The organism is Alkalibacterium sp. s-m-28 (genome assembly GCF_054658175.1).
Genome location: NZ_BAAGIQ010000006.1, coordinates 33,815 through 50,891, shown reverse-complemented (window position 1 = coordinate 50,891; position 17,077 = coordinate 33,815). Strand labels below are relative to the sequence as shown.

At 45.8% G+C, this 17,077-nt stretch carries 13 protein-coding genes; 12 read left to right on the top strand and 1 reads right to left on the bottom strand.

All coding sequences use genetic code 11. From position 1 onward, the window contains the following. The 11 genes from ACYQ4S_RS02100 to argH form a co-directional block, all read left to right on the top strand. The coding region (locus tag ACYQ4S_RS02100; protein ID WP_459769056.1) for an ABC transporter permease subunit at positions 1–820 on the top strand (820 nt) is incomplete at its 5' end. A gap of 9 nt (positions 821–829) precedes the next feature. Beyond that, a complete protein-coding gene (locus tag ACYQ4S_RS02095) occupies positions 830–2,059 on the top strand; it encodes an amino acid ABC transporter permease (RefSeq protein ID WP_459769054.1) in 1,230 nt (409 codons plus the stop codon). Positions 2,060–2,111: 52 nt separating this feature from the next. Then, entirely contained in the window at positions 2,112–2,891 is a 780-nt protein-coding gene (locus ACYQ4S_RS02090; RefSeq protein WP_459769052.1) for an amino acid ABC transporter ATP-binding protein, read from the top strand. 582 nt (positions 2,892–3,473) lie between these two features. After that, positions 3,474–5,282, top strand: coding sequence for an oligoendopeptidase F (gene pepF, locus ACYQ4S_RS02085; RefSeq protein ID WP_459769050.1), 1,809 nt, complete (start codon positions 3,474–3,476; stop codon positions 5,280–5,282). Between the two features lie 671 nt (positions 5,283–5,953). Continuing rightward, entirely contained in the window at positions 5,954–7,225 is a 1,272-nt protein-coding gene (locus ACYQ4S_RS02080; RefSeq protein ID WP_459769048.1) for an argininosuccinate synthase, read from the top strand. Next, on the top strand, positions 7,222–8,262 hold the full coding sequence (argC, locus tag ACYQ4S_RS02075) for an N-acetyl-gamma-glutamyl-phosphate reductase (protein WP_459769046.1): 1,041 nt from the start codon (positions 7,222–7,224) through the stop codon (positions 8,260–8,262). The genes ACYQ4S_RS02080 and argC overlap by 4 nt, the downstream gene beginning before the upstream one ends. Positions 8,263–8,272: 10 nt before the next feature. Then, entirely contained in the window at positions 8,273–9,523 is a 1,251-nt protein-coding gene (gene argJ, locus ACYQ4S_RS02070) for a bifunctional glutamate N-acetyltransferase/amino-acid acetyltransferase ArgJ (RefSeq protein WP_459769044.1), read from the top strand. Positions 9,524–9,584: 61 nt separating this feature from the next. Next, positions 9,585–10,466, top strand: coding sequence for an acetylglutamate kinase (gene argB / locus ACYQ4S_RS02065; protein WP_459769043.1), 882 nt, complete (start codon positions 9,585–9,587; stop codon positions 10,464–10,466). Next, positions 10,463–11,644, top strand: coding sequence for an aspartate aminotransferase family protein (locus ACYQ4S_RS02060; protein ID WP_459769041.1), 1,182 nt, complete (start codon positions 10,463–10,465; stop codon positions 11,642–11,644). The genes argB and ACYQ4S_RS02060 overlap by 4 nt, the downstream gene beginning before the upstream one ends. After that, entirely contained in the window at positions 11,641–12,564 is a 924-nt protein-coding gene (gene argF / locus ACYQ4S_RS02055) for an ornithine carbamoyltransferase (RefSeq protein ID WP_459769039.1), read from the top strand. Before ACYQ4S_RS02060 ends, argF begins: the two co-directional genes overlap by 4 nt. Next, positions 12,554–13,948 carry an argininosuccinate lyase gene (gene argH / locus ACYQ4S_RS02050; protein ID WP_459769037.1) on the top strand — a complete coding sequence of 465 codons (1,395 nt, stop codon included), beginning with the start codon at positions 12,554–12,556 and terminating at the stop codon, positions 13,946–13,948. Before argF ends, argH begins: the two co-directional genes overlap by 11 nt. Before the next feature lie 233 nt (positions 13,949–14,181). Here the strand turns inward: argH and ACYQ4S_RS02045 are convergent, their stop codons facing one another. Next, positions 14,182–15,465: a BaiN/RdsA family NAD(P)/FAD-dependent oxidoreductase gene (locus ACYQ4S_RS02045; protein WP_346024654.1), complete on the bottom strand. Its 1,284-nt coding sequence runs from the start codon at positions 15,463–15,465 to the stop codon at positions 14,182–14,184. A 178-nt stretch (positions 15,466–15,643) separates the two neighbouring features. Here ACYQ4S_RS02045 and ACYQ4S_RS02040 point away from each other — a divergent pair, with 178 nt between their 5' ends. Then, entirely contained in the window at positions 15,644–17,077 is a 1,434-nt protein-coding gene (locus ACYQ4S_RS02040; protein ID WP_459769035.1) for a 6-phospho-beta-glucosidase, read from the top strand.

Below are 17,077 nucleotides of genomic sequence, written 5' to 3'. Positions count from 1 at the left end.
GAGCAAGGTAGCTTCTGTTTATATTGATATATTCAGGAATACACCACTGCTGCTTCAATTATTTGTTCTGAACTTTGCTGTATTTCTTCCCCTCCCTAGAATCCAGGAGGCTTTAAGCATAGGACCTTTATACCTTTCTAATCGTGGAGCCGTGATTCCGTGGGCAGATCTTCATGAAGGCAGCGCAATATGGGCACTGCTTTTACTGGTTGTCATAGGAGCGTCTGTATTGGTATACAAATGGCAGATGAAGAGAGAAGTGGAGGAAGGAAAGAATACTCACCCTTTCCTATCAGCATTCGGTGCGTTCATCTTGTTATGCGGAGCAGGGTACCTTGTAACGGGTGAAGGCCCACTACAGCTGACGATTCCTGCACACACAGGAGCAGCAGTAACAGGTGGCCTGTCGCTATCCACACCTTTTCTATCGGTACTGGTAGCCCTGACTATTTTCACTTCAACGTATATTGCTGAAATTGTCCGCGGAGGCGTACAGGCCGTACCAAAAGGACAAGTTGAAGCAACTAAAGCTCTGGGATTCAGATCCGCAACAGCCATGAGACTGGTTATCTTTCCTCAGGCTATCCGGATCATCATTCCGCAGATGACCAGCCAGTACCTCAATCTGATCAAGAATTCATCCCTGGCGATGGCTGTCGGCTATCAGGAAATTGTCGGTGTCGGCAACACAGTCATCAATCAGTCAGGACGTACGCTGGAAGTGATAGTTATTATGATTGCAGTCTATCTGTTTTTCAGCCTGACAACTTCACTGTTCATGAATATCTTCAATAAAAAATTCCAGTTGGTCGAAAGGTAGGGGTGCAGGATGATCAATGATAACCTTCATTACAAAGGTGAGCTGACAAACAGTCTGGAGGTGACAGATTCCCCTCATCTCGACAGGCATAAAAATGAGTCGTTTGGACAGGCGTTAAGGAAAAATTTATTCGGCAGTAAGAAAAACACTGTGCTGACCGTGCTGACCGGTCTGTTTACTGTCTTTGTTTTGTATCAGGTCGTAAGCTTTGTTCTGGAAAACAGCTGGGATGTCGTCTATATCCACCTCAGACTTCTGATGATCGGCCAGTATCCGCTGGAGGAATTATGGCGTCTGTGGTTCGGCTTATACTACGCCTCACTTATGATCGGGCTGACCTGGGGCTTATGGCGGGGAGCTGGAAAAGCAGTGGCTTTCACTTTTGGAGCAGTCTACCTGGCTTTTGCGGCTGTTCCGTGGACGACACTTAATACATCCTTAAACTTAGCGGCATGTATCGGACTGATCGCAGGAGGATATGTTCTGGGTGGTAAAGTTGACAGGCTTAAAATACCTGTGCTGGTTCTCTGGGGCCTGTACTTCCCACTAACGATCGGGCTCATCATGGGTTTCGGCGGCCTGCTTGATCCAGTTTTGAGTCGTTACTGGGGTGGATGGCTTTTGACCGTCATTCTGGCATCAGTAGCAATCATCGGCTGTTTTCCTCTGGGGATCCTGCTGGCGCTTGGTCGTCGAAGCAGTCTCCCGGCAGTGAAATATGTCTGTATTGCTTACATTGAACTGATACGGGGCATCCCGCTTATCATGGTTCTGTTTATCGGACAGCTGCTGATCCCTCTGTTTTTAGGTGGACAGACAGGAATGGATAATGTGACTCGGGCCATGATTGCTTATGTGTTCTTTGCGGCGGCTTATCTTGCAGAGGATGTCCGCGGGGGACTACAGTCGATTCCGTCAGGACAGTTCGAAGCTGCCCAGGCACTTGGACTGAATAAGGTGAAAACGACCTTCTTCATTATCCTGCCGCAGGCTCTGAAAGCTGTCATTCCTGCAATGGTAGGCTTGTTCATTACGATTTTAAAGGATACTTCACTGGTGGCCATTATCGGACTCGCTGATTTCTTAGGGACAGCCAGACGAATTTCAAATAACCCGGAATATTTAGGACGATATCTGGAGCTTTACGTATTCGTTGCTGCATTCTACTTCATTTTCTGTTATCTGATGGCCTATGTCAGCCGATATCTAGAACGCAGCTTGTCAAAAGGCAGCAGATAAAGACCTGATCAAAAGGTAAGAAGACGTTCAAATAGAGAAAAGAGGGATAGCTATGGAAGAAACAGCTGGAACTGAAACACTGGGGACAGTCACTGAGGACAGCCCAGTCATCATAAAAGTAGAGAAACTGAACAAATGGTATGGCGATCTTCACGTCATTAAGGACGTCGATCTGACAGTCAGGCAGGGAGAAGTCATCGTCGTTCTGGGGCCGTCCGGTTCCGGTAAGTCGACGTTTATCCGGACATTGAATGCACTGGAAGAATTTCAGAGTGGAACGATTGAAATCGACGGCATTGAACTGACAGATGATCTTAAACACGTTGAAGAGATTCGTAAGGACACTGGAATGGTCTTCCAGCAGTTCAATCTATTTCCACATATGACGATTTTGAAGAATGTTTCGCTGGCCCCGATCTGGGTAAGAAAGTGGAAGAAGGGAAAGGCTGAAGAGATTGCTCGAAACCTTCTTGAAAGGGTCGGTATTCCGGAGCAGGCTGATAAATTTCCCGGTCAGCTCTCTGGTGGACAGCAGCAGAGGGTGGCCATAGCCAGAGCTCTGGCTATGCAGCCCAAGATTATGCTCTTTGATGAACCGACATCAGCACTGGATCCGGAGATGGTCAATGAAGTGCTGGACGTCATGCGCAATCTGGCAGAATCCGGCATGACCATGATCGTGGTCACACACGAGATGGGATTTGCCCGTCAGGTAGCTGACCGCCTAGTCCTGTTTGATAAGGGAGAAATCATCGAAATGGCTGACCCGGAAGCGTTCTTTGATCATCCGAAACATGAGCGGACCAAGCTGTTTCTCAGTCAGATTTTGTAAGGCAATCCGACGAAAATTAGTAAAAGTACGAGTAAATTTATCCATTAATGCCCACTCAGGCAGAAACGCCGGCTGAGCGGGCATTATTTGCGGAATTAGTGCCCACTGAGAAGGAAAACGAAGCTGAGTGGTCACTAATATCAGAATTTTTGACCACCCAGAAGGAAAACGAAGCTGAGTAGTCACTAATACCTGGATTTTCGCCCACTCAGATGCAAAAAGCTAGTTGAGTGGGCGATAACCTCACCGTACATAAACATCCACGACTGAATAGTCAGCTGAATGGTCCGCAGACTGATTCTTTTGTCTAATCCGTTAGGGTCATGCAATGCATTCGGAAAGTGAAAAAGAACTGATCAAATGTAGAGACCGAACCCGTTTCGGTCTCTTTCTAATCTAAATAAGTCCTTCGGAAACGAGATTTTTTCTTTAAAATTTGTTAAATGGTGCTATAATAAAATAAGAAAGTGAATAGAAAAAGTGATGACACTTTAATCAAGTGTTCATTTTTTAGACAAAACATGACACTTTGTCACATTGCTTCTATTAGCTTTTCTTTATAACGAAGGGGAGATCACATACATGTCAGAACAATTACTTAAACGCTCTGAAGTAGCAGAAGAGTTAAAATGGGACCTGTCTGCTATTTTTGCAACAGAAGAAGAATTTAACCAGACGGCAGAACAGCTGCCTGAAGATGTCGCTGCATTTGCATCTAAGTATGATGGCAAGCTGGATGATGCGGACACAGTCGTTGAGGCGATCAAAGAATACGAAGGCCTGATGGCTACTGCATCTCATTTAGGTCAGTACGGACATCTGCCTGTCTCTGTAGATATTTCCGATGGAGAGGCCCAGCAAGTTACGCGTCGAATCTCGAATATTCTAGCTGGCGTCAGTGCCAGACTGAGTTTCTTCCAGTCACAGCTCGAAGATCTGGATGAATCAACGTTGAATGCTGTAGTTGAAAAAGATGCAGCTTACGAGACATTTATTCGTAAAATCAAGAAATCCAAGCGTGCTAAATTGGATCCGAAAGTGGAAGAAGCTCTTGCTCAATTGTCACCCGTATTTAATGCACCATCTGAGATCTTTGAACAGGCGCGTTCGAATGATGCAGACTACGGGACATTTGAAGTGGATGGAAAAGAATACCCATTAAGCTTTGTCCTATATGAAGAAGTGTATATGTACCACGAAAATCCGAAAATTCGTCGAGCAGCCTATGACAAGTTCAACCAGGTCCTCGGCAGCTACAAGAATGTTGTAGCGACTGCTTACTATACGCATCTACAGAAAGAAAAAACCTTATCAGTGATGCGAGGCTATGACTCAATCTTTGACTACCTGCTGGAAAGCCAGGAAGTCGATCAGGACCTGTACCATAGACAGATCGATACGATCATGACTGATTTCGCTCCAGTGATGCGCAAGTTCATTACACATCTGAAAGAAGTTCACGGACTGGACAAAATGACTTATGCTGACCTGAAAGTCGATCTTGATCCGGAATATACCCTTCCTGTGACTATCGATGAATCCAAAAATCTGGTCAAGGAAGCTCTGGCACCACTAGGTCAGGAGTATGTCGATATGATTCTGCGTTCGTATCCAGAACGCTGGGTGGACTTTGCTCAGAATATCGGAAAACGCTCCGGTGCGTTCTGCTCAACAACGTATGGCAAGCACCCGTATGTCATGGTGACATGGACAGGACAGCTGACTGATGCCTACACCTTGTTCCACGAACTGGGTCACGCCGGTCAAGGTGTTCTATCCAATGAGAACAACCCACTGACAAGCGCTCGTCCGTCACTTTATCTGATCGAGGGCCCATCCACGTTCAATGAGCTGCTGCTGACAGACTATCTGAAAAACAAAACTGACGACCCACGTATGGAACGATCAGTTTTGTCCAAAATGATATCACGTACGTATTTCCATAACTTTGTCACGCATCTGCTTGAAGCGGCTTATCAGCGTGAAGTATACCGTCTGATTGATGCCGGTAAGAGTTTCGATGCGAACAAGCTGAGTGAGATTAAACGTGACATCCTGGAACAGTTCTGGGGCGATGCGGTTGAGCTGGAACCAGGTGCGGAACTGACTTGGATGCGTCAGATCCACTACTACATGGGTCTTTATCCATATACCTATTCAGCTGGACTGACTATTGCAACGCTGGCTTTCCTGAAAATTAAGAATGGCGAAGAGTCTGTTGACGGCTGGCTGGAATTCCTAGCATTAGGTGGACAGAAAGTGCCTGCTGAAGCGCCGCTTGTTGCTGGAGTCGATATCACTACAGATAAACCACTGAAAGATACAATCAATTATCTTGATGAATCGGTCGATCGCATTATTGAACTGACTGGTCAGCTGGAAAACAATTAAATAGATAGTCATCCTGACAATAGGGGTAACCTAGGCAGAAAGTCAGAGCGCAGATCAGCGTTCTGGCTTTTTTGTTTATGAATCAAATAGACTTCAAGGAGTCCGACAAGAACGAAAGCAGACGGCAGCACACAACTGGATATACTTGAAACGAATATAAAATGTATATCAAATGCCATAAACAGCATTTAATCTATAAAATATACAATTTATTTAATATTATCTGTTGACAGAGGATGGAACATGTTGTACACTTCTTTTTAACATCAGAAATCAAGAAAGTAGATGATCCCCCTCATCCCAGCGAGTCAGCACAGAGTGGAAGGCTGACATGACCGGTCATTGAAACGAGCTTGTGAGATGCCTTCTGAGCAGATATGCTGTCCAGGTTGGCCGAGTGAATCGGTCCAAGCGGACTATCAGCATATTGAGGTTGATTTACCTGTAAAGAAGTGCCGTGTGCAGCGTTAATGCAGAGAGTTGGCAGATAAAGAAAGGGTTCCTCCTTTCGAGCAAGGATTAAAGTTTAGACTGAAGAAGCCCTTGCTTCAATTGAATCTGCAAATAGAGTGGTACCGCGATGCAATCGTCTCTGTGTAAAGACACAGTGGCGTTTTTTTTATACCAAAAATTAATCCAATTAAAAGAAATCAGAAAAAGGAGAATGAAAAATGACTAACCAAACCTATAACAAAATTGTACTGGCATATTCTGGAGGACTTGATACATCAGTTATCATCCATTGGCTCAAAGAGCATTATGGAAGTGAAATTATTGCAGTAACAGCAAATGTCGGTCAGGAAGATGAGCTGATCGGATTAGAAGAAAAGGCACTTAAAACTGGGGCATCCAAATTCTATCTGGCAGAAATCGAAGAGTCTTTTGTCTATGATTCAATTTTCCCGACGCTGAAAGCAGGAGCGATTTACGAGAATAAATACCTACTAGGAACAGCAACGGCACGTCCGATCATTTCGAAAGCACTAGTAGAAATAGCCAAGCAGGAAGGGGCCGATGCAATCTGTCACGGATGTACGGGGAAAGGGAATGACCAGGTCCGTTTTGAAATGGGCATTAAGGCACTGGCTCCTGAACTGGACATCATCGCACCTTGGAGAAGCTGGGACATTACTTCACGTGAAGAAGCTATTGACTACGCGGAAAAACATCAGATTCCTTTAAAAATATCCAGAGAAACCAATTACTCCAAAGATAAGAACCTCTGGCATTTATCGCACGAAGGACTGGATCTTGAAAATCCAATGAATGAGCCGAAATACGACGACATCCTGGAAATGAGTGTCTCGCCGGAACAGGCACCGGATGAAGCGGGTTATGTCAGTATTACCTTTGAAGAAGGGATTCCAGTTGCTGTCGATGGACAAGAAATGGACGGTGTCAGCCTGATCAAGACACTTAATGCCATCGGCGGCGAGCATGCAATAGGTATTCTGGATATGATCGAGAACAGACTGGTCGGTATGAAGAGCAGAGGGGTCTACGAAACACCGGGCGGAACACTCCTGTACTTTGCCCATGAGCAGCTGGAAATGATTACTCTGGATAAAGAAACACTGCAGCACAAGCAGGAGATAGCTCAGACATATGCCAAGCTGATCTACAATGGCCAGTACTTCACTCCACTGAAACAGGCTCTCGATGCATTTGTTGATGAAACACAGAAGACAGTCACGGGAACAGTCAAACTGAAAGTCTATAAAGGAAACATGATCGTTTCAAGCGTGGAATCTCCATACAGTCTGTATTCCGAAGCTTTTGCTACATTTGACGAAGACGATGTCTACAATCAAGGTGATGCTGAAGGCTTCATCAACTTATACGGTTTATCCAGTGTGATTCAGGCTGAAATGAAACAGAAAATGACTTATGGGAAAGCGGCAAATGAAACGGCAGCTCCGCTTCAGTCAGGAATCCATTTATGAGTATGGTACAAGTCGGAGTCATCGGAGCGAGTGGGTATGTCGGATCGGAACTGATTGGGATACTGATGAAACATGAGGGTGTAGACATATCAGGTATCTCATCTGAAAACAATCAGGGTGCAGCGTTCTCGACGCTTTATCCGTCCTTTAAAGGCCAGTATGATGCTCAGTTTGAATCAAATCAGGAAGTGATCAGTAAGTCAGACGTGGTATTCATCTGCCTCCCTCATGGAAAAAGCGAAGGTATGGTGAAACAGTGCATGGATGAAGGAAAAAAAGTCATTGATGCCGGGGCAGATTTCAGACTGAATGATTTAAAACTATATGAAGACTGGTATGAGACAGAGATCACCTACCCTGACCTTCATAAAAAGGCGGTTTATGGTCTGCCTGAAATGAACAAGGAGGCCATCAGTAAAACGTCACTGGTAGCTAATCCAGGGTGTTACCCGACAAGTATCCTACTGGGACTTTATCCTGCCGTGTCGGAGCATCTGATTGATATGGACACGCTGATCATCGATGCTAAGTCCGGTGTGACGGGAGCAGGAAAAAGCTTGTCGGCTGTCACGCATTTCGCCAACAAGAACGAAGGATTTAAAGCATACAAAGCCGGGACACATCGGCATACACCTGAGATTGAAGAGAAGTTAAGTCTGATGGGGGCTGATAATGTAAAAGTATCGTTTGTTCCGCATCTGCTTCCGGTCAACCGAGGCATACTATCTACAATGTATGCGAATCTGAAAAATCAAACAGTACCGCAGCAGATCCATGAGCTATATAAGAATTGGTATGAAGATGATCCTTTCGTTACGGTTCTTGACTATGGCGATCTGCCGGACATCAGTTATGTGACGCATTCCAATCAGTGCCACATCGGGCTGACAGTGGATGAACGGACGAAACGTCTCATAATTGTCAGCGTCATCGACAATATGCAAAAAGGAGCAGCCGGACAAGCTGTACAGAATATGAACATTATGATGGGATTAAAAGAAACCGAAGGACTAGCGATGGCAGCCCCGTCGTTTTGAGGTGATGATAATGAAAACGAGTATAAAAGAAAAACAAGGTAATAAATTGAAAAAGATCAGTGGGAATATTTGTGCCGCCAAAGGCTTCTCTGCTTCGGGTATTCATGCCGGTTTCAAGAAAAAGAGAAAGGATCTGGCACTGATCTATAGTCAGACACCGGCAGCAACAGCAAGTGTCTATACACAGAACAAGGTAAAAGGAGCTCCGCTTGAAATCACTAAACTGCACAGCATGAACGGGTTTGCTCAAGCTCTTATATGTAACAGCGGGAATGCCAACACATGCAACGCGAATGGCCTGGAGATTGCCAGCCAGACCTGTGCACTTGTAGCTGAGGCACTCAATATTTCTGAAACAGATGTCCTGGTGGCTTCAACTGGTGTCATAGGACAGCCGTTGTCGATTGACCCTTTTGTTTCAGGCATGTCAGATCTAGTCGATCAACTGCAGGATGATACTGGGAATGATGCGGCTGAAGCTATTTTGACAACAGATACTGGAATCAAGGAGAGTACAGTTGCTTTTATACTGGATGGCCAGACGGTTCACTTAGGAGGCATTTCTAAAGGAAGCGGCATGATTCATCCCAATATGGCGACTATGCTGGGATTTATAACAACTGACGCAGCGATAGCACCCGATTATTTAAACCAGGTGCTGAAAGACGTCGTATCAGACACCTTTAATATGATCAGTGTGGACGGCGATACCTCCACCAACGATATGGTCACCGTACTAGCAAACGGCCAGGCAGGGAATAAGCCGATCGATTCAGATACAGACCCAGACTATCATGTATTCAAAGAAGCACTGCACACCGTCTGTAAAGACTTGGCGATAGCCATTGCAGATGACGGAGAAGGGGCAGGGACCTTGATTACGTGTAACGTTCTGGACGCCGGAAATGAGCAGCAGGCAAAACTTCTGGCCAAGCAGATCATCAGCAGTAACTTGGTCAAAGCTGCAGTTTACGGAAGAGATGCCAATGTCGGTCGACTACTCTGTGCACTGGGTTACAGCGGGGCTGAACTGGCATATGAACAGATCGATATCTACCTGCGTGACGAATCCTATAAAAGTGTCTGTGTCTGCGAAGAAGGAGCGATCCTGCCATTTGACGAAGATAAAGCCTACGACATTTTAGGCACAGAAAAACTGTTTATCGATATCTATTTATATGAAGGAAAAAGCAAAGCGACGGCCTGGGGATGCGACCTGACTCACGACTATGTCACCATCAACAGTGCCTACAGATCCTGACTGCATAAGAAGGTAAGTAGAAAAAGAGGACAGTCAGCAAATAAAAATAGAGGGAGTACCTATGAATTCATTTGAAATGGCGGAGGTTCTGACAAATGCCCTGCCTCATATTCAGCGATATGACAAGAAAATGGTCGTCATCAAGTACGGCGGTTCAGCAATGATGGACGAGTCACTGAAAAAGAGCGTTCTGAGTGATGCCATGCTTCTGGCAAAAGTCGGAATGAACGTAGTCATTGTGCATGGAGGCGGACCTGACATCAATTACTGGCTGGATAAGGCTGATGTGACCAGTACCTTCGTCAATGGGCTGAGACAGACGAATCTGGAAACGATGGAAATCGTACAGATGGTTCTAGCCGGCAAAATCAATAAAGATCTTACCCGCATGATACAGTCATTAGGCGGCAAAGCGATGGGCATAAGCGGAGTAGACGGCGGCTTAGTCCAGGCGACCTTAAAAAATCCTGAGGACCTGGGAGCTGTTGGAGAAATCAGCCAAGTCAATACAGAAGTCATTGAAGATCTGGTCAGCGTAGGGTACATTCCAGTTATATCCTGTATAGGCATGGATGAAGATGGCAACAGCTGCAATATCAATGCAGATGAAATGGCAGGCGGGATTGCCAAAGCGCTCAATGCGGACAACTTTGTTCTCATGTCAGATGTGCCCGGCGTACTGGAAGATACATCGGATCCGTCGACCCTAATTCAACAAATAGAAATCAGCACTGTAGAACATTTATATCAGAATAACGTGATTAGCGGGGGGATGATACCGAAAGTCAGCTGCTGTAAGGATGCGGTTGAAAACCACGTCAAGCAGGCAGTTATACTGGATGGTCGAATCCCGCATGCACTGATTATTGAATTTCTGACAGACAGCGGTATCGGCACCTTGTTCTACAAAGAAGAAAGAGAAGCTGAAAGGAGCCTGATATGAATACGATCGAGATGACGAATGACTATATCACGCCAACTTACAACCGTCTGGATGTAGTCATTCAGAAAGCAGAAGGCTGTACACTGACTGATGAAGATGGAAAAACCTACCTGGACTTCACAGCCGGGATAGGCGTCAATTCACTTGGTTACAATCACAAGAAATGGGTCGAAGCCACTCAGAATCAGCTGAGTCAGCTCCAGCACATGTCAAACTTGTACTATACTAAACCTGCCGCCGAACTTGCAGGGAAACTGTGCCAAAAGTCGGGCATGCAGCATGTACTTTTCGTCAATTCTGGTGCAGAATCAAATGAAGTGGCCATTAAAACAGCCAGAAAATATGGACATGAAACCCATAAGGATAAACATAAGATACTTACGCTGAAAAATTCTTTTCATGGACGGACAGTGACGACCTTATCTGCCACTGGTCAGGATGTTTTTCATAAATATTTTGACCCGTTCACCGAAGGCTTTGATTTCATTGACGCCGATGAGCCTAAACAGCTTCTTGACAAAGCAGACGATACTGTCTGTGCCATCATGATCGAAGCAATTCAGGGAGAAGGAGGCGTCGTTCCTCTTAAACCTGAATTTACTGAAGCAGTATCCAAAGTCTGTCAGGAAAAAGATATCCTGCTTATCGTCGATGAGGTACAGACGGGGATCGGTAGAACAGGGACCTTATTTGCCTACGAACAGCTGGGGCTAAAACCGGATATCGTGACCAGTGCAAAAGGCCTGGGGAATGGCCTGCCGATCGGTGCGGTATTGTTTGGAGAAAAAGTCGCACATACACTGAAAGCTGGAGACCATGGATCGACATTTGGCGGTAATCCGGTCGCAACAGCCGGTGCAAACATAGTTATAGATACCCTCACTGAGGAGTTTCTGGATCAGGTTAAGGAAAAAGGGGAGTATCTCAAAGCGCAGCTTGAAGCCATTGACGAAGTGGCTGCTGTTTCAGGACTTGGGCTGATGCTTGGAATCAGTCTGAAAAGTCAATCAGTCAAGGATGTCATGCTGAAAGCTAAAGAGGAAGGCATCATGTGTCTGACCGCTAAGGATAAGCTTCGTCTTCTGCCGCCACTGATTGTGACCAGATCTGAAATTGATGAAGCCGTCGCCTGTTTAAAGCATATACTCACGGTTAAAGAAAAGGAGACCATCACATGAATCATTTACTGAAATTATCGGATCTGTCAAAAGATGAGCTGCTTGCGATTCTTGAGACGGGCCACGACTTGAAGAAAAAACTGAAAGCTGGGGAAGAGACCCCCTATTTAAAAGGAAAGACCTTAGGAATGATTTTTCAGAAAGCATCAACGCGTACGCGTGTATCTTTCGAAGTAGGGATGAGTCAACTGGGCGGCAAGCCATTGTATTTGAGTGCACAGGATCTTCAGATGGGAAGAGGAGAATCGATTGAAGATACAGCAAAAGTCCTCTCACGTTACCTTGATGCAATCATGATTCGTACCTATGACCAAAGCGATGTCGAAGCACTGGCAGAGCACGGTTCCATTCCCATTATAAACGGCCTGACGGATCTGTATCATCCGTGTCAGATTCTGGCTGATTTAATGACTGTTCAGGAGTTCAAGGGAGAGGTTGAAGGACTCAAATTCGCCTTTGTCGGAGACGGGAACAATATGGCCAACTCACTGATCGTAGGGGCGCTACTTGCCGGGGCATCAGTTTCTGTTGCCTCTCCCCTAGGTTACCAGCCTGATCAGCATATAATTGATACCTACAAAGACCACCCGGATTTTCTACTGACAGAGAATCCGTATGAAGCAGTCAAGGATGCAGATGTCGTCTTTACTGACGTCTGGGCCAGCATGGGAGATGAAGAAGAAGCCGAACAGAGAAAGCAGATATTTCAAGATCTCTACCAGCTCAATTCAGATTTGTTGTCTGTAGCGAAGTCGGATGTCATGGTGCAGCATTGTCTACCTGCTCATAAAGAGGAAGAAATCACAACTGAAGTATTTAACGAACATGCCGCAGAAATTTTTGAAGAGGCAGAGAACAGACTGCACGTACAGAAAGCCGTTCTCCTTCATTTGATGGGGGTTGCATCTTATGTCAGCTGATCAGAATAAAATCTGGCAGGGACGTTTCAGTGGCCAAAGTGCCGAGGAAGTGGATGTCTTCAATTCATCGATCAGTTTCGACTATGTTCTTTATGAAGAAGACATTAAAGGCAGTATGGCTCATGCAAATATGCTGGGTAAACAGAACATCATTTCCGAAGAGGATGTATCAAGCATTCTGAAGGGACTGGAAGGTATTCTGATGGATATAAACAACGGCGCCCTTCAGTTCGACCCGAAAGCAGAAGATATTCATATGTTTATCGAAGCGGAACTCACCAGTCGGATAGGGGACGCAGGTAAGAAGCTCCATACGGGACGAAGCCGGAATGACCAGGTCGCACTGGATCTGAGGCTATATGTCAAAAAGCAGGCAGCTGAGATCACTGACCAGCTAGAGGCTTTCGAATCGGTACTCATCAATCAGGCAGAGAAGCATACTGAAACGATCATGCCGGGGTATACGCATCTGCAGATTGCACAGCCAGTCACCTTTGCCCATCATCTACTGGCCTATGCGCAGATGATACTGAGAGATATCAAGCGTCTTAAGGAAGTGGCAGATCATACGGACAGCATGCCACTGGGTAATGGCGCACTGGCCGGAACCACCTATCCCCTCGACAGGCAGTTTGTTGCGGATCAACTTGGGTTTAAAACAGTGACGGCCAACAGTCTGGACGGTGTTTCGGACAGGGATTTCGTTATGGACCTGGCTTATGCCTTGAGCATGGTCATGATGCACCTGTCCAGACTCTCAGAAGAAATTATTTTATGGTGCTCACAGGAGTTTAAATTCGTCGAACTGGATGATGCCTTTGCAACAGGATCATCCATTATGCCGCAGAAGAAAAACCCGGATGTGGCCGAACTGGTCCGCGGGAAAACGGGGCGCACCTATGGAAATCTTCAGACCCTTCTGACCATGATGAAAGGCATCCCGCTCGCCTATAACAAGGATATGCAGGAAGACAAGGAAGCCTTATTCGACAGCATCAGCACAGTTAAGCTCGCCTTGTCAGCCATGATTCCAATGGTGGAGACAATGAGTGCTAATGTCGACCGCATGCGTGACGCGGCGTCTAAAGGCTTCATCAATGCGACAGATTGTGCGGATTACCTGACCAAAAGAGGACTGCCCTTCAGAGAAGCATACGGAGTGATCGGTAGGCTCGTGAAGTATTGTATCGAGGAAGACCTCACGCTGGAAGAACTGCCTCTCGAGACCTATCAATCCTTTCATGAACTATTCGAGCAGGATATTTACTCTGTCATCGACTTGTCCACCTGTGTGAATAAACGGGACATTAAAGGCGGACCCGCTCCGTCAGCTGTGAAAAAACAGCTCGCCGTACTGAAAGAGCAGCTGGAAATTGTAGATTAGAAATGTGTAAAGCGGTGTGACTGTAGTTCAGAGTGAAAGGATGAGATGAACTGCATTATCGAAGCAATAGACTCTACTTCAGCATGCAAAATTCCGGCTGAACTTTACTGAGTATAAAAAGAATGCAGTTCAGGACCCAATTAAGGTTCTGAACTGCATTCTGCCGTGCCGAAAGTATACTTCAGCAGCTGCAGACTGCCTAAACTAAAGCCTATACGACATGATTTTTCAAACTAGTCGGCTGCCTTCATACTCAAAGCAGTCTGGGCCGCATGCATACCGGCCAGTCTGCCTGTAATAAAGGCACCAGTGATATTGTATCCGCCAGTGTAGCCGTTGTAGTCCAGTATTTCACCGGTGAAATACAGATTCTGCATCAGCTTGCTTTCCAGAGTCTTAGGATTCACTTCTTTCGTGTGAACACCGCCACCTGTAACAAATGCTTTTTCAATCGGAAGAGAGCCATGAACATTGAAACGGAAATCCTTCAAGAAGGTAATAAGGGCGTCGACTTCTTTAGGCGTCAACGTCTTGAAGGCACGTTCACTGTCGATCCCGGCCTGTTCCAGTCCAAACAAGATGTAGCGCTCAGGTCCGAACTGCTTCATAGTATTCTTCATGCTCTTTTCGCCTTCTTTTTTCATCAGGCGTTCAATGGTCTGCTTAAGCGATCCTGGTGTCTCATCCGGCAGACTGTCCAGACTCATGACAGCATGATCAGTCTTATCGCGCTTCATCGTCTGCAGAACAAACATAGAACATCGCAGAACAGCTGGTCCGGAGATGCCGAAGTGAGTGAAGATCATATCCATTCGGTGGGAGATAGCCTGTTTTCCTTTTTTATTAATGACTTTTAAGTCAACATCTCTTAGAGAAATCCCCTGAAGTGTGCGGTCCTGAATGAACGGTTCTTCAGACGTGATCGGCACTTCCGTCGGATACAGTTCCTTGATCGTGTGTCCGGCTTTTTTCGCCCACTTGTAGCCGTCACCAGTTGACCCGGTTTTAGGCATGGCGCGTCCGCCAGTCGACAGAATAACCGAATGGGCATAAAGGACACGTCCATCCATAAGTTTTACTCCATTGACAGCACCGTCTCTATAGAGCACCGTTTCAACAGGTGCATTGGTATGCACGTCAACTTTTGATTCTTCCATAATCTGAGTCAGGGCATTGACGATCGTCCGGGACTTGTCCGTGATCGGAAACATTCGTCCGTGGTCTTCTTCCTTCAGCTTGATTCCACGAGACTGGAAAAAATCCATAATATCGTAGTTGTCATACTGATAAAACGCACTGTAAAGAAAGCGTCCGTTCCCAGGTATATGAGTAATGATTTCTTCTTTATCTCTATTGTTAGTGACGTTACAGCGGCCATTTCCAGTTACCAGAAGCTTACGGCCGACGAACTTGTTCTTTTCGACCAGTCCGACAGTCGCTCCGTGTTCCGCGGCTGAAATAGCAGCCATCATGCCGCTCGTGCCGCCACCGACGACTAGTACATCATAATGAGTCATTTGTGTTCCTCTTTTCTCTAAAAACCTGCATCCTTGACACTTTACCATAATAATGACGGCCTAGCCACAGGATTACGCATTCCTCACATTTTTGTCAGAATTCGCTTGTATGTAATGGATTACACGCTTTAAACTGAAAAAGTAAACAGTTAGAAAACAGACAATAGGAGGAATAAATATGGGATTTAGAAAAGACTTTTTATGGGGCGGCGCTACTGCAGCCAACCAGCTTGAAGGGGGATACGATCAAGGTGGACGAGGACTGGCTAACGTCGATGTTGTACCGATCGGAGAAGACCGTCCGGCTATCACTACAGGTCAGATGAAGCACTTCGATTTCGATGAGGACCATTTCTATCCGGCTAAAGAAGCCATCGATCATTACAATCGTTTCAAAGAAGATATTGCTTTGTTCGGAGAAATGGGATTCAAGACATACCGCCTGTCTATTGCATGGACACGTATTTTTCCTAAAGGCGATGAAAAAGAGCCTAACGAAGAAGGTCTAAAATTCTACGAAGATGTATTTAAAGAATGCCACAAGCATGGCATCGAACCTTTAGTAACGATTACTCACTTCGACTGCCCGATGCATTTAATTAAAGAGTATGGCGGATGGCGCAACCGTAAAATGATTGATTTCTACGAAAACCTTACACGCACGCTGTTCACTCGTTACAAAGGTCTGGTTAAATACTGGCTGACATTCAATGAAATCAACATGATTCTGCATGCACCATTTATGGGTGCCGGACTGGCATTTGAAGAAGGCGAAAATCAGAAGCAGGTGAAATACCAGGCTGCACACCATGAACTGGTTGCGAGTGCACTGGCAACTAAGATTGCTCATGAAGTGGATCCGGAAAATCAGGTCGGATGTATGCTGGCCGCAGGAAAATATTACCCTAATACGCCTCATCCAAGAGACGTTCGTGCCGCTCAGGAAGCCGATCATGAGAACTACTTCTTCATCGATGTTCAGTCGCGTGGAGAGTACCCTGCATACGCACTGAAAGAACTGGAACGTGAAGGCATCGAGATCGAAATGACTGAAGAGGACAAGGCTCTTCTTAAAGAGCATACTGTTGACTTCATTTCATTCTCTTACTATTCATCCCGCGTTGCATCAGGCGATCCAAAGGTAAACGAGAAAACGGCTGGAAATATCTTTGCTTCAGTTAAGAACCCCTATCTTGAAGCCAGCGAATGGGGATGGCAGATCGACCCACTTGGGCTGCGCATAACAATGAACGATATTTACGACCGTTATCAGAAGCCATTATTCATCGTTGAAAATGGACTGGGAGCCATCGACGAGCCGGACGAAAATGGCTACGTGGAAGATGACTACCGCATCGACTATCTTGCAGCACATATCGACGCAATGAAAGATGCCGTTGAACTTGACGGAGTAGACTTGATGGGCTATACCTCATGGGGCTGTATCGACTTGGTCAGTGCCGGAACAGGCGAAATGAAAAAACGTTACGGCTTCATCTATGTTGACCGTGATAACTATGGAAACGGAACGCTTGAACGCAAACCTAAGAAATCCTTCAACTGGTACAAAAAAGTTATCGCATCAAATGGCGAAGACTTGAGTAATGACTAA

What these genes read in the sequence shown, in the direction of transcription:
- ACYQ4S_RS02095 (WP_459769054.1), top strand. Translation starts at nt 830, where the DNA reads ATGATCAATGATAACCTTCATTACAAAGGTGAGCTGACAAACAGTCTG.
- ACYQ4S_RS02090 (WP_459769052.1), top strand. Translation starts at nt 2,112, where the DNA reads ATGGAAGAAACAGCTGGAACTGAAACACTGGGGACAGTCACTGAGGAC.
- pepF (WP_459769050.1), top strand. Translation starts at nt 3,474, where the DNA reads ATGTCAGAACAATTACTTAAACGCTCTGAAGTAGCAGAAGAGTTAAAA.
- ACYQ4S_RS02080 (WP_459769048.1), top strand. Translation starts at nt 5,954, where the DNA reads ATGACTAACCAAACCTATAACAAAATTGTACTGGCATATTCTGGAGGA.
- argC (WP_459769046.1), top strand. Translation starts at nt 7,222, where the DNA reads ATGAGTATGGTACAAGTCGGAGTCATCGGAGCGAGTGGGTATGTCGGA.
- argJ (WP_459769044.1), top strand. Translation starts at nt 8,273, where the DNA reads ATGAAAACGAGTATAAAAGAAAAACAAGGTAATAAATTGAAAAAGATC.
- argB (WP_459769043.1), top strand. Translation starts at nt 9,585, where the DNA reads ATGAATTCATTTGAAATGGCGGAGGTTCTGACAAATGCCCTGCCTCAT.
- ACYQ4S_RS02060 (WP_459769041.1), top strand. Translation starts at nt 10,463, where the DNA reads ATGAATACGATCGAGATGACGAATGACTATATCACGCCAACTTACAAC.
- argF (WP_459769039.1), top strand. Translation starts at nt 11,641, where the DNA reads ATGAATCATTTACTGAAATTATCGGATCTGTCAAAAGATGAGCTGCTT.
- argH (WP_459769037.1), top strand. Translation starts at nt 12,554, where the DNA reads ATGTCAGCTGATCAGAATAAAATCTGGCAGGGACGTTTCAGTGGCCAA.
- ACYQ4S_RS02045 (WP_346024654.1), bottom strand. Translation starts at nt 15,465, where the DNA reads ATGACTCATTATGATGTACTAGTCGTCGGTGGCGGCACGAGCGGCATG.
- ACYQ4S_RS02040 (WP_459769035.1), top strand. Translation starts at nt 15,644, where the DNA reads ATGGGATTTAGAAAAGACTTTTTATGGGGCGGCGCTACTGCAGCCAAC.